The organism is Streptomyces sp. NPDC041970, assembly GCF_055588985.1.
Map to the genome: position 1 here is coordinate 14,068 of NZ_JBVJCD010000072.1, position 13,188 is coordinate 27,255.

A 13,188-nucleotide genomic window follows, 5' to 3' on the forward strand; every position below is an offset into this window, starting at 1 on the left:
GGCCGCCTACGCCAGGTGCCGGCTGACCTCGGCGGCGGCCTCGTCGCCGTACGCCTTGGTGAAGCGGTCCATGAAGGGGGCGCGGCGCAGGGTGTACTCCTGGGTGCCGACGGTCTCGATGACGAGGGTGGCGAGCATACAGCCGACCTGGGCGGCCCGTTCCAGGCTGACGCCCCAGGCCAGGCCGGAGAGGAAGCCGGCCCGGAAGGCGTCGCCGACGCCGGTGGGGTCGGCCTTGGTCTCCTCCTCGGGGCAGCCGACCTCGATGACCGGCTCGCCGACCCGCTCGATGCGCACGCCGCGCGCCCCGAGGGTGGTGACCCGGTGGCCGACCTTGGCGAGGATCTCCTCGTCGCTCCAGCCGGTCTTGGACTCGATGAGCCCCTTCTCGTACTCGTTGGAGAAGAGGTACGTGGCGCCGTCGAGGAGGATGCGGATCTCCTCGCCGTCCATCCGGGCGATCTGCTGCGAGAAGTCCGCGGCGAACGGGATGTTCCGGGAGCGGCACTCCTCGGTGTGGCGGAGCATCGCCTCGGGGTCGTCGGCTCCGATGGAGACGAGGTCGAGGCCGCCGACGCGGTCGGCGACGCTCTTCAGCTCGATCAGGCGGGCCTCGCTCATGGCGCCCGTGTAGAAGGAGCCGATCTGGTTGTGGTCGGCGTCGGTGGTGCAGACGAAGCGCGCGGTGTGCAGGACCTCGGAGATGCGGACCGAGGCGGTCTCGACGCCGTGCCGGTCGAGCCAGGCGCGGTACTCGTCGAAGTCCGCCCCGGCGGCGCCGACCAGGATCGGGCGGGTGCCGAGCAGGCCCATGCCGAAGCAGATGTTGGCGGCGACACCGCCCCGGCGCACGTCGAGGTTGTCGACCAGGAAGGAGAGGGAGACCGTGTGCAACTGGTCCGCGACCAGTTGGTCGGCGAATCGGCCGGGGAACGTCATCAGGTGGTCGGTGGCGATGGAGCCGGTGACTGCGATACGCACGGGGAGGCTACTCCTGCGGAAGGCGAAGGGCCGTGACTGCTCCCTCCGGGACGGCGTGACAGTTCACGCTACCGGGTGGCCCCGCGGTCGGGCACAAGGGGAAACTACCCGATAGTAGGGCCTTCTGCCCGAGCGGTGGCCGTGGTTACGGTGCGGACATGGCGAACCCCATCGCATCTCCCGAGCCGGAACCGAGTCTGGCCGCCCTGCGCGGCGACTGCGCGAGGATGGCGCCGCACTGGGTCGTCCCCGCGCGGACCTCCCCCGCGCCGGTGGAGCGGCCCCGTCTGCACGGCGTCACGGTCCCGCCCTCGTCCACCCGGTTGGTCGACGCGATGGCCGACTACGGGGACTGAGCGCGGGCTGCGTCTCCGGGCGGCGGCGCGTTCCGGCCGTCCGCGCCGGCCCCGGCGCGGACGGCACGGCGGGTCGGCCGCGCCGGGGCCGGGCCGCCGCCGGGGAACCGCGCGCTGCCGCGCTCCGTCCCACCGGTGTCCCCGTCCGGGGGCACGCGGTAGTCACCGCGGCGGCGACGCAGTCGAAGGAGCGATCCGGTGAGCACCGAGCGACCCGACAACGACGTGACCGGTCCCCGGCGGCGGCGTCCGCCGCTCGCGGTGGCCGCGGTGGCCGCGGCCGTACTGCTGGCCGGGGGCGGTGGGGCGTACTGGGCCTCGTCCGCCCCCGGCGTCGGCGGCGGCGACACCCCGGAGGGCGGCGCGGCGCGCGGCCCGGCCTCCCCGCCGGTCGTGGCGCCGGCCGAGGCCGGCCCGGACCCGACCGCGCCGGGCATCGCGCCGGGCGAACCGGATCCGCACGGTCCGCCGGTGGTCTACCGGGCGGCGGGCGAGCTGCCCGACGGCCCGGACGGGGCGGCGGTGCACCGGGCGGCGGGCGCGGTCGCGCCGGCCGACGTCGCCCGGCTGGCGAAGGCGCTGGGCCTCGCGGGCTCGCCGCGCGCCGAGGGCGCGTCGTGGGTGGTCGGTGACGCCGACGGTCCGGGCGCGCTCCTGAAGGTGGAGAAGCGGTCGCCCGGCGCCTGGACCTTCGCCCGCACCACGCCGGTGAAGCCCTGCGATCCGGGGCGGATGTGCGCGAACGGGAGCGGGCCCTCCGAGCCGGGCGGCGATCCGGTGAGCGAGCGGGCGGCCAAGGCGGCCGCGGCCCCGGTGCTCAAGGCGGTCGGGCAGGACGACGCGGTCCTGGACGCGGGCCAGTCGTCGGGCGGCGTCCGGGTGGTGAACGCCGACCCGAAGGTGGACGGGCTCCCCACGTACGGCTGGGCGACCGGGGTCGCGGTGGGGCCGGACGGCGAGGTGACCGGGGGCAGCGGGCGTCTGAAGGCGCTGGAGAAGGGCGACGTCGAGCCGGTGGTCGGCGCCGCGGAGGCGCTGGAGCGGCTGAACGCGGCGAGCGCGCGCCGGGGCGACGGCGGCCGGGACGTCGGCGGCTGCGCCACCCCCGTACCGCTGGAGGACGGGGCGGCGGCCTCGCAGCCGCGGTGCGTGCCGTCCAACGGCAAGCGGGCGACGGTGACGCAGACGGTCCGGGAGGCGGTGTTCGGCCTCGCCCCGCAGCACGTGGACGGCCGGCCGGCGCTCGTGCCGGCGTGGCTGTTCACGGTCCGGCAGACGCCGGGCGGCCCCGAGAGCACGGTGACGCAGACCGCGGTGGCCGCGGAGTCCGACGAGCGGCCGGAGACGCCGGCGCCCGCCGGGGAGCGGAAGGTGACCTCGTACGGCGCGGACGGCCGGACGCTGGAGGTGACGTTCTGGGGCGGCGTGTGCGGTACGTACACGGCGAGCGCCGAGGAGAGCGCGGGCCAGGTGCGGATCTCCGTGGCGGAGGAGCCGCGGAAGGACGGGCGGGCCTGCATCATGATCGCCAAGGAGCTGACGCGGACGGTGGCGCTGGACGAGCCGCTCGGCGACCGGAGGGTGGTGGACGCGGCCTCGGGCGGCACGGTGCCGCGCCGCTGAGGCCGGGCGGGGAGCGGGACACACGGCGGCGGCCCTCGGGAGGAGTCCCGAGGGCCGCCGTGTGCCGTGCGTTCGCGCGTGGCGCCTAGCTGAACGAGTCGCCGCAGGCGCAGGAGCCGGTGGCGTTGGGGTTGTCGATCGTGAAGCCCTGCTTCTCGATGGTGTCGACGAAGTCGATGGAAGCGCCGCCCAGGTACGGAGCGCTCATCCGGTCGGTGACGACCTTGACGCCGTCGAAGTCCTTCACGACGTCGCCGTCGAGCGAGCGCTCGTCGAAGAAGAGCTGGTAGCGCAGGCCCGAGCAGCCGCCGGGCTGGACGGCGACGCGCAGCGCCAGGTCCTCGCGGCCTTCCTGCTCCAGCAGGGCCTTGACCTTGGCGGCGGCGGCGTCGGACAGGAGGATGCCGTCGCTCACGGTGGTGGTCTCGTCCGATACGGACATCTGCTTCTCTCCCGGGTTGTACGGACTGCTTGCCGACGGTTCAACCGCCCCAGCCGCGGATTCATTCCGGGCCAAGCGCTTGTCTGTTCCTTTTCATGCTCGCACACCCGGTGGTCCGGGGGATGCGTCACATCGACGCTATCGGCATCGTCAATCTGACATGAACCGGCTATCATCAATAGTGTCAAATAGACGAAAAGGCGAGTTCGCAGAGAAGAAAGGGTGCGTGACGTGACCACGGCCCAGCCCCTGGACGTACAGCCGACACCGCTCGCGCTGCTGCTGCTCGGCCGCGAGGCCGACCCGAGGAGCGAGCGCGGCGTCGAATGCCCCGGCGATCTCCCCTCCCCCTCCGACCCGGACCTCGTGGAGCGCGCCCGCGCCGCGAAGGAGCGGCTCGGGGACAAGGTCTTCGTCCTCGGCCACCACTACCAGCGCGACGAGGTCATCCAGTTCGCGGACGTCACCGGCGACTCGTTCAAGCTCGCCCGCGACGCGGCCGCGCGCCCGGAGGCGGAGTACATCGTCTTCTGCGGTGTGCACTTCATGGCCGAGTCCGCCGACATCCTGACGACGGACGACCAGAAGGTCGTGCTGCCGGACCTGGCGGCCGGCTGCTCGATGGCCGACATGGCCACCGCCGAGCAGGTCGCCGAGTGCTGGGACGTGCTGAGCGAGGCCGGGATCGCCGATCAGGTGGTGCCCGTCTCGTACATGAACTCCTCGGCGGACATCAAGGCCTTCACCGGCCGGCACGGCGGCACGATCTGCACCTCGTCGAACGCGCGGCGGGCTCTGGAGTGGGCCTTCGAGCAGGGCGAGAAGATCCTCTTCCTCCCGGACCAGCACCTGGGGCGCAACACCGCCGTGCGCGAGATGGGGCTGACGCTGGAGGACTGCGTCCTCTACAACCCGCACAAGCCGAACGGCGGCCTCACCGCCGAGCAGTTGCGGGACGCGAAGATGATCCTGTGGCGCGGCCACTGCTCGGTCCACGGCCGCTTCTCGGTCGAGTCGGTCGAGGACGTCCGGGCCCGGATACCGGGGGTCAACGTGCTGGTGCACCCGGAGTGCAAGCACGAGGTCGTCGCCGCCGCGGACTACGTCGGTTCGACGGAGTACATCATCAAGGCGCTGGAGGCGGCCCCGGCCGGCTCCAAGTGGGCGATCGGCACCGAACTGAACCTGGTCCGCCGGCTGGCGAACCGTTTCGCTGCCGAGGACAAGGAGATCGTCTTCCTCGACAAGACGGTCTGCTTCTGCTCGACGATGAACCGCATCGACCTGCCGCACCTGGTCTGGACCCTGGAGTCGCTGGCCGACGGCAAGCTGGTCAACCGGATCGAGGTCGACCCGGAGACGGAGAAGTACGCCAAGCTCGCCCTGGAGCGGATGCTGGCGCTGCCGTAGCCCCAGCCCGCTCCCGCGCGGCGACCGTGAGGCCCGCTCCACCGCTGGACGGCGGTGGGGCGGGCCTCACGCTTGCGCGCAGGGCCCGGAGACGTCGTGCGCGGCCGGTCCCGCCCGCACGGGGACCCCCCCTTCGTCGCGTCGGCGCCGATCGACAAGCTCCCGGCCCGGCTCGGGGCGGGCTTCCGCCGCATCAGGGTCATGGCCCTGAATCTTTTCCGTACGGCACCCCTCCCCTCCTGACCGTCACTACGCTGCTACTCACCGCGACGAACCTCCACGTGGCGGGATCGACGAGGCCGACCGGATGTACGGCGAGGAAGATGGGGCGGGCATGAGTTACGAGGACCGTGGGACGGGCGTGGGCGACGAGGCGCGCGGGACGGGTGTGGGGGTGGTGGCCGAGGGGGGCCTGCCGCGGGCGGAGGAAGAGGTACGGAGCCGGCGGAGCGCCGCCGAACGCGACCCCGCCACCGGGCTGCCCGGCCTGGCCGACGCCCTGAGCGCCCTGTCCGCCCTCCGGGCCGAGGCCGGGGACCTGGCGGGAGCCGTTCCCCCCGCCAGGGAGGCGGTCGAGGTCTACCGGTCCCTCGACGAGGACCCGCCGGGCGGCTTCCGGCCCGAGCTGGCCGGGGCCCTGCACCGGCTGTCGAACCGGCTCGCCGCCGTCGGGGACCACACCGGCGCCCGGCCCCCGGCGGAGGAGGCCGCGCAGGCGTACGCCGAGCTGGGGATGGCGCGGCCGGGGGAGTTCCAGGCGGAGCTGGCCCTGACCATGGGCGCGCTGGGCGACCGGATCGCCGACACCGGGGACCGGGCGACCGCCGCGTCGTTCGCGAAGCAGTCCGCACGGCTCCAGCGCGAGCTGGTCGAGGAGGAGCGGCCGGGCGCGTCCGTCCCGGCGCTCGCGGAGTACCTGCTGCGGTACGCGCGGCACCTGGCGGCGGCCGGTGAGCCGGTGGCGGCCGTGCCCCACGCGGAGGAGGCGGTCGGTCTCCTCCGGCCCCTCGCCGAGGAGGACCCGGAGTCCTTCCTGCCCCGGCTCGCCTCCGCCCTCCACGCCCTCGGCACCCACCGCGCGGCGGTGAGCGACGCGTCCGGGGCGGTCGAAGCGGCTCGGGAGGCGTGCCACCGCTTCCGCGAACTCGCCCTGCGGCGACCGGCCGTCCACCGTCCGGAGCTGGCCGCGGCGCTGGACGAGCTGGCCGGTCACCTCGACCGGGCCGGCGACCCGGCGGCGGGCCTGCGGGCGGCGGAGGAGGCCGTCGCCCTCTGCCGCACGTCGGCCGCGGAGGGCTCCGCGTCCGCCCGCCCCGCCCTCGCCGCCGCCCTGCGCACCCTCGCCCGGAGCCTGGCCGGCACCGGCGACCCGCAGAGCGCCCTGCCCCCGGCGCGGGAGGCCGTCGAGCTGCTGCGGGAACAGGGGGACGCCTGCCTGGTCGAGCTGGCCGACTGCCTCCGGATGCTCGGCACGTACGTGGAGGTGAACGGGGACGCCGAGGGGGCGGTGGAGGCGTTCCGGGAGGCGGTGGCCCTCAACCGGTCCCTGGCGCTGGGAAGCCCCGGCGGCCCCGCCGCCGCCCTGGTCTCCGCGCTCGGCGACCTGGCCCGCGCCCTGGCCCGGACCGGCGGGCACGCGGCGGCGATCGGGGCGTTCGACGAGGCCGTCGAGGCGCTCGCCCCGGCCGACCCGGCGGCCGCCCGGCGGCTGCGGGTGGAGCGGAGCGCCTTCCTGCTGCGCTGCCCCGCCCCTTGGCCGGCGACCGGCCTGACCGAGCTGGTGACGTGGCTGGACGAGGACGCGGAGAGGAACGCGGGGGCGGACGCCGTGACCGTACGGGCCCGGCAGGCGCTGCGCGCGTACGGCGATCCGGCGGCGGTGCACACGGCGTGGGAGGAGGAGACGTTCACGCCCGTACCGGACTGGCTCGCCCTGCCGCAGGGGACCCTGGACCTCGTCAGCGCCTGGATGTTCGTGCCGAACTGGCCCCGCTCCCGCGACTTCTGGTCCGCGAACGCCGCTGTCCTCGGCGGCGAGGAGGCGGCGACGGCGCTGGGCGAGCTGGCGGTGCTGGACCCGGACGGCGCACGGCGCCACGCCCTGCTCCGCGAGGCCGTCCTCGCCCACGGGGTGACCGCCGCCTACGATCCGCTGATCCTCGCGGAGCAGTTGGCCCAGTGGCTGGAGTACACGGACTGGGCGGAGTCGCGGGCCTACCTGGAGGAGCACCCGCGCCTGCTGACGGTGAAGCCGCCCGAGCTGACCCCGCTGGCCCACGTCGCCCTGCTCGACATCGGCCGGACCGCGGGCCTGGACGCCGCGTACCGCCTCGTGACGGACCGGGAGGCCCTGCAGGCGTACGTGGACCGGGCGTTGGAGGCCGGGGACGGCACGGCGCTCATGCACGGCGGGGGCATCGAGGGGCAGGTCTTCGGCGACAGGCTCTCCTCGCTCACCCACGCGCAGGTGGCCCTGGTGTTCGCGGGGGCGAAGGAGGGCTTCCACCCGAGCGACCTGAGCGCGCTCCTGCACCGGGCCTCCGAGGAGACCCGCGCCCGCCTGCTGCGGGAGATGGCCGCCCTCACCGTCCGCCACCCGGAACCGCACGGGGAGACGTGGCGCGGGATCATCCGGGCGCTGGGCGGCGACGCCTGACGCCCACCGGCCCCCGCCCCGACTCGCCGCGATCCGCGGGGCGCCCGCGCGCCGGGCAGGCTCCGCGCCGGGGTGCGGGACGCGGGCGGGCCCCGCTGGGGTGACGCGAAGGGGCCTGTTCCACGCGGATGCGTGGAACAGGCCCCTCCCCCTCGGTCAGGCCTGCGCGGACTCGGTCGCGCGGGCCTCCTCGGGCTCGGGCCGGGGCGGCACGTCGCCCTTCGACGCGCGCTTGGCCGCCTTCTTCGCGGCGCGGCGCTCCTTGCGCAGCTCGACCATCGCGTACAGCGTCGGCACGAGCAGCAGGGTCAGCAGGGTGGAGCTGAGCAGGCCGCCGATCACCACGACGCCCAGCGGCTGCGAGATGAAGCCGCCCTCGCCGGTGACGCCGAGCGCCATCGGGAGCAGGGCGAAGATGGTGGCCAGCGCCGTCATCAGGATCGGGCGGAAGCGGTGGCGGCCGCCCTCGACGACGGCTTCCACGATGCCGAGGCCCTGGGCGCGGTACTGGTTGATCAGGTCGATCAGCACGATCGCGTTGGTGACCACGATGCCGATGAGCATCAACATGCCGATCATCGCGGGGACGCCCAGCGGGGTGCCCGTGACCAGCAGGAGGCCGATGGCCCCGGTCGCCGCGAACGGCACGGAGACCAGCAGGATCAGCGGCTGGACGAGCGACCGGAAGGTGGCCACCAGCAGCATGAAGACGATCGCGATGGCCGCCAGCATGGCGAGGCCGAGCTTGGCGAAGGCGTCTTCCTGGTCCTCGGTGACGCCGCCGACGGTGGCGGTGGCGCCGGCGGGGAGGTCCAGGGCGTCGATCTTCGAGGCCAGCTCGGTGCCGACCGCGCCGGTGTTGTCGCCGACGGGCTTGGCGGTGATCGTCGCGGCCCGCCGGCCGTCGATCCGGGTCGTGGAGACGGGGCTGGGCGTCAGCTCCACGTCCGCGATGTCGCCGAGCTGGACCGGGCCGAGCGGCAGGGCCTTCAGCTCGGCCATGGTGGTGGCCGGGCGGGACGAGGTGACGACGATGTCGCGCTCGGTGTCGTCCAGCGTCGCGGTGCCGGCGGGGGTGCCCCGTACGGCTCCGGCGACGATGCCGCCCAGCGCCGTGGAGTCGAATCCGGCGGCGGCCGCCTTCTCGTTGGGCGTGACGGAGATGCGCGGGACGCTCTGCGACAGGTCGCTCTGGACGTCGGTGACGTCCTTCAAGGTGGCGACCTCGGCGCGGACCGCGTCGGCGGCCTTGCGGAGGGTGCCGGCGTCGGCGGCCTTGACCACCACGCTGAGGTCCTGGGCGCCGAAGCCGTCGCCCGCGGTGATGGTGGTGTCCCCGATGCCGTCGAGCGCGCCGAGGGCGTCGTCGATGCGGTTCTGGGCGTCCTCGTAGTCGGCGGCGTCCTTCAGGGTGACCTGGAAGGACGCCTGGTTGGAGCCGGTGCCGCCGCCGAAGGCGGCCATGAAGCCGGAGGAGCCGACGGTGACCTGGTAGTCCTTGACGCCCTTGTCGGCGGCGAGGACCTTCTCGACCCGGCGGGCCGCCGCGTCGGACGCCTCCAGGCTGGTGCCCGGCGGCAGCTCCTGCTTGACGGTGAGGACTTCCTGCTGGCCGGGGTCGAAGAAGTTCGTCTTCAGCAGCGGGACCATGCCGAAGGTGCCCAGCAGCACGGCGACGGCGATGAGGAGGCTGGTGATCCGGCGGCGGGTCGCGAAGCGCAGCACCGGGACGTAGATCCGCTGGAGCTTGCTGGCGGCTTCCTTCTCCTCGGCCAGGCGGCGGGCCTCCGCCGCGTCCTCGGGGGTGCCCTTGGGCGCCCGCAGGAACCAGTACGACAGCACGGGGACGACGGTGAGCGAGACCAGCAGCGAGGCCAGCAGGGCCGCGGTGACGGTCAGCGAGAAGGACCCGAAGAGCTGGCCGACCATGCCGCCGACCAGGCCGACGGGCAGGAAGACGGCGACGGTGGTCAGGGTGGCGGAGGTGACCGCTCCGGCCACCTCCTTGACCGCGGTGACGATCGCCGCGTGGCGCTCCTCGCCGTAGCCGAGGTGGCGCTTGATGTTCTCCAGGACGACGATCGAGTCGTCGACGACCCGGCCGATGGCGATGGTCAGCGCCCCGAGGGTGAGCATGTTCAGCGACAGGTCGCGCGTCCAGAGCACGATCAGCGCGAGGACCACGGAGAGCGGGATGGAGACCGCGGTGACCAGCGTGGAGCGGATCGACGCGAGGAAGACCAGGATCACCACGACCGCGAAGACCAGGCCGAGCGCGCCTTCGGTGGTCAGCCCCGAGATCGACTTGGAGACGGCGGGTCCCTGGTCGGACACGACGGTCAGCTCGGCGCCGTCGCCCAGGTCCTGGCGCAGGCCGGGCAGCTTGTCCTGGACGGCGTCCGAGATGGCGACGGCGCTGCCGTCCTTGTCCATCGTCACCATGACGGCCAGGCTCGGCTTGCCGTTGGTGCGGGTGAGGGAGACGGGCGCGGACGGCTCCTGCCGCACCTCGGCCACGTCGCCGAGGCGGACCGGCTTACCCGGCTTGCCGCCCGCGGGGTCCTTGGCGACGACCCGGAGGTCCTCGATCTGCCGCAGGGAGGTGTAGCCGCCGCCGACCTGGATGGTGCGGCTCTTGCCGGACTCCGAGAACGCGCCGGCCGGCAGGGTGGCGCCGCCCGCCTGGAGGGCTTGGGCGAGCGAGCCCGCGTTCAGACCGGCGGCGGCGAGCTTCCCGTCGTCGGGCACGACGGAGACCTGGAGGTCCCGGACCCCGTCCACCGTGACCTGGCCGACGCCCTCGACGTCCTGGAGGGCCGGGACGACCGTGCGGTCGAGCTGGTCGGCCAGCGCCTGCTGGTCCTTGTCGGAGGCGACCGCGAGGACGACGGTGGGGATGTCGTCGGTGGAGCCGGCGATGACCTGCGGGTCGACGTCCTCGGGCAGTTGGGCGCGGGCCCGGTTCACCGCCTGCTGGATGTCGGCGACGAGCTGCTTGGTGCCCTCGTCCCCGAAGTCGAAGGACGCCATGATCACCGCGTTGCCCTCGGAGGCGGTCGAGGTGATGCCCTCCACGCCGTCGACCGCCTTGATGGCGTTCTCCAGCGGCTCGACGACCTGCTTCTCGACCACGTCGGGGGACGCACCCTGGTAGGGCGCCAGCACCGAGACCATCGGCAGTTCGATGGTGGGCAGCAACTGCTGCTTGAGCTGCGGGATCGCTATCGCGCCGAAGACGAGCGCGACGATCGAGATCAGCCCGATCAGGGCCCTCTGCGCGAGGCTGAATCTGGACAGCCAGGACATGGGTGGGGTCTCTCTTCTGTGGCGTGCGGCTAAGGGGCGCGAAGGGGTGGGCACGGTGGACGCCACTCCCTCAGTCCACTCCCGACCCTCTCCCGGCCGCGGCGCGGAAACGTCGCCCCTCGGGTTGTTTTCTCGCGCCGCCCGTACCGCAGGTGGAGTACGCCTGTGTACGCCGTACTCCTCCCGGTCACTCCGCCCGGGGGCGCACCAGGCCGGATTCGTAGGCGATCACGACCAGTTGGGCGCGGTCGCGGGCCCCGACCTTCGCCATCGCCCGGTTCACATGGGTCTTGACGGTGAGGGGGCTGACCGCGAGGCGTTCGGCGATCTCGTCGTTCGAGCGGCCGCCCGCGACCAGGACCAGGACCTCGCGCTCCCGGCCGGTGAGCGCGCCGAGCCGTCGCTCGTACGCCGCGCTGTCCGGTCCCTCGCCCGAACTCCCGCCCTGGGCCAGGAAGGTGGCGATGAGCCCCTTGGTCGCCGCCGGGGAGAGCAGCGCCTCGCCCGCCGCGGCGATCCGGATGGCGTTGAGCAGCTCCTCCGGCTCCGCTCCCTTGCCGAGGAAGCCGGAGGCTCCGGCGCGCAGCGACTGGACCACGTACTCGTCGACCTCGAAGGTGGTGAGCATGACCACCCGTACGCCGGACAGCTCGGGGTCGGCGCTGATCGCGCGGGTGGCGGCGAGCCCGTCCGTGCCGGGCATCCGGATGTCCATGAGCACCACGTCCGCGCCGGTCGCGCGGGCCAGTTCGACGGCCTGCGCCCCGTCCGCCGCCTCCCCGACGACCTCCATGTCCGGCTCGGAGTCCACCAGGACCCGGAACGCGCTGCGCAGGAGCGCCTGGTCGTCGGCGAGCAGCACCCGGATGGGCCCGGTCGGCTGCGGCGGGGGCTCGGCGAGCGGTCGCCGCTCCCGCGCCGGCTTCGGCGTCCGTGCCGGTGTCGGTGTCGCTCGCGTCATCGGCGTCTCCCCGTCCCGCCCGCCGTCTCCGGCAGCTCCGGTTCGCCCGTGCGGGCCTCGACCGGCAGGATCGCATGGACCCGGAACCCGCCGCCGTACCGAGGTCCCGCGGTGAGGGATCCGCCGAGGGCGGTGACGCGTTCGCGCATACCGACCAGGCCGTGGCCGCCGCCGTCCGGGCCGCCGTCGGGGCGGGCGGCCGCGCCGCCCCGGCCGTCGTCGAGGACGGTGATCTCCGCGGTGGCCCCGACCCGGACCACGCTCACCTCGGCCCTGGACCCGCCGCCCGCGTGCTTGCGCACGTTGGTCAGGGCCTCCTGGACGACCCGGTAGGCGGCCAGGTCGACGGCGGCGGGCAGCCGGGCCTCCTCGGCGTCGCAGGCCACCTCGACGGGGAGTCCGGCGTGGCGGAAGGTGTCCACCAGCTCGTGGAGGACGGCGAGTCCGGGGGCCGGTTCGGTGGGGGCCGCGGGTTCGCCCTGCTGGCGCAGCAGCCCCACGGTGACCCGGAGTTCGTTGAGTGCGGAGCGGCTGGCGTCGCGGACGTGGGCGAGGGCTTCCTTGGCCTGGTCCGGGCGCCGGTCCATGAGGTGGGCGGCGACCCCGGCCTGCACGTTGACCAGGGCGATGTGGTGGGCGACGACGTCGTGGAGGTCCCGCGCGATCCGCAGCCGCTCCTCGGCGACGCGGCGGCGGGCCTCCTCCTCGCGGGTGCGCTCGGCCCGCTCCGCGCGCTCCCTGATGGCGTCGACGAACGCGCGCCTGCTGCGTACGGCGTCCCCGGCGGCGCCGGCCATCCCGGTCCAGGCGAAGACGCCCAGGTTCTCCTGGCTGTACCAGGGCGTGGAGCCGAAGACCATGGCGACCACGGTCAGCGCCCCCATGGTCAGCAGCCCGACCCGCCAGGTGGTGGGGCGGTCGGTGCGCGAGGCGACGGTGTAGAGCGCGATGACGGTGCTCATGACGACCGGGGCCGGGGGGTCCATCAGGACGAACTCGACGGCCGCGAGGGCGCCGGTGGCGGCGAGCACCGCCATCGGGCGGCGCCGGCGCAGGACGAGGGCGACGGCGGCGAGCACCATGAGGAGGACGCTGAAGGGTTCGGGGGTGCGGGTGCCGAAGGTCGGCGCGTGACCGGTGCGGGGGTCGGCGAACGAGCCGCAGATCATCGAGGCGAGGAGGATCAGGGCGAGGGTCGCGTCGAACGCGAGGGGGTGGTCCCGGAGCCAGTGGCGGGTCCGCGCGAACCCGGTCGAGAGGGTGGTCACGTCCAGCAACGGTACGGCGTACCCCGTGAGCCGTCGCTGTTTCCGGACGATGCGACCGATCCGGCTCGGTGCGGCGGACACGGCCCGCGGCCCGCACGGCGGGGGCCCGGGGGGGGGGGGGGGGGGGGGGGGGGGGGGGGGGGGGGGGGGGGGGGGGGGGGGGGGGGGGGGGGGGGGGGGGGGGA

Annotated in this window: 9 protein-coding genes; 4 read left to right on the plus strand and 5 right to left on the minus strand. The window is 74.3% G+C overall.

What is annotated here, in order from left to right; genetic code table 11:
* Positions 1-6 precede the first annotated feature (6 nt).
* A complete protein-coding gene (locus ACZ6EJ_RS25060) occupies positions 7-981 on the minus strand; it encodes a carbohydrate kinase family protein (protein ID WP_469270187.1) in 975 nt (324 codons plus the stop codon).
* A 158-nt stretch (positions 982-1,139) separates the two neighbouring features.
* Between ACZ6EJ_RS25060 and ACZ6EJ_RS25065 the strand changes: the two genes are divergently transcribed.
* Together ACZ6EJ_RS25065 and ACZ6EJ_RS25070 are read left to right on the plus strand one after the other, a co-directional pair.
* Positions 1,140-1,337 carry a hypothetical protein gene (locus ACZ6EJ_RS25065; RefSeq protein ID WP_469270189.1) on the plus strand — a complete coding sequence of 66 codons (198 nt, stop codon included), beginning with the start codon at positions 1,140-1,142 and terminating at the stop codon, positions 1,335-1,337.
* A 198-nt stretch (positions 1,338-1,535) separates the two neighbouring features.
* Positions 1,536-2,960 (plus strand): hypothetical protein, encoded by a 1,425-nt coding sequence (locus ACZ6EJ_RS25070; RefSeq protein WP_469270190.1) that lies wholly within the window; start codon positions 1,536-1,538, stop codon positions 2,958-2,960.
* 85 nt (positions 2,961-3,045) lie between these two features.
* Here the strand turns inward: ACZ6EJ_RS25070 and ACZ6EJ_RS25075 are convergent, their stop codons facing one another.
* A complete protein-coding gene (locus tag ACZ6EJ_RS25075; protein ID WP_006123927.1) occupies positions 3,046-3,402 on the minus strand; it encodes an iron-sulfur cluster assembly accessory protein in 357 nt (118 codons plus the stop codon).
* A 222-nt stretch (positions 3,403-3,624) separates the two neighbouring features.
* Here ACZ6EJ_RS25075 and nadA point away from each other — a divergent pair, with 222 nt between their 5' ends.
* A complete protein-coding gene (nadA, locus tag ACZ6EJ_RS25080; protein WP_469270192.1) occupies positions 3,625-4,812 on the plus strand; it encodes a quinolinate synthase NadA in 1,188 nt (395 codons plus the stop codon).
* 334 nt (positions 4,813-5,146) lie between these two features.
* Positions 5,147-7,468, plus strand: coding sequence for an ATP-binding protein (locus ACZ6EJ_RS25085; RefSeq protein WP_469270193.1), 2,322 nt, complete (start codon positions 5,147-5,149; stop codon positions 7,466-7,468).
* A gap of 156 nt (positions 7,469-7,624) precedes the next feature.
* Here the strand turns inward: ACZ6EJ_RS25085 and ACZ6EJ_RS25090 are convergent, their stop codons facing one another.
* From ACZ6EJ_RS25090 to ACZ6EJ_RS25100, 3 genes are all read right to left on the minus strand, one after another.
* The gene (locus ACZ6EJ_RS25090) at positions 7,625-10,774 is read right to left on the minus strand and encodes an efflux RND transporter permease subunit (RefSeq protein ID WP_469270195.1); all 3,150 of its coding nucleotides are present in this window, start codon (positions 10,772-10,774) and stop codon (positions 7,625-7,627) included.
* A gap of 187 nt (positions 10,775-10,961) precedes the next feature.
* Complete coding sequence (locus ACZ6EJ_RS25095; RefSeq protein WP_469270196.1) at positions 10,962-11,735, minus strand: response regulator; 774 nt, start codon at positions 11,733-11,735, stop codon at positions 10,962-10,964.
* A complete protein-coding gene (locus ACZ6EJ_RS25100) occupies positions 11,732-13,003 on the minus strand; it encodes a sensor histidine kinase (protein ID WP_469270197.1) in 1,272 nt (423 codons plus the stop codon). Before ACZ6EJ_RS25100 ends, ACZ6EJ_RS25095 begins: the two co-directional genes overlap by 4 nt.
* Between the last annotated feature and the right edge of the window lie 185 nt (positions 13,004-13,188).

Bases quoted from the DNA above. Each gene is read 5' to 3' on its own strand.
- ACZ6EJ_RS25065 (WP_469270189.1), top strand. From the start codon at position 1,140: ATGGCGAACCCCATCGCATCTCCCGAGCCGGAACCGAGTCTGGCCGCC.
- ACZ6EJ_RS25075 (WP_006123927.1), bottom strand. From the start codon at position 3,402: ATGTCCGTATCGGACGAGACCACCACCGTGAGCGACGGCATCCTCCTG.
- ACZ6EJ_RS25085 (WP_469270193.1), top strand. From the start codon at position 5,147: ATGAGTTACGAGGACCGTGGGACGGGCGTGGGCGACGAGGCGCGCGGG.
- ACZ6EJ_RS25090 (WP_469270195.1), bottom strand. From the start codon at position 10,774: ATGTCCTGGCTGTCCAGATTCAGCCTCGCGCAGAGGGCCCTGATCGGG.
- ACZ6EJ_RS25095 (WP_469270196.1), bottom strand. From the start codon at position 11,735: ATGACGCGAGCGACACCGACACCGGCACGGACGCCGAAGCCGGCGCGG.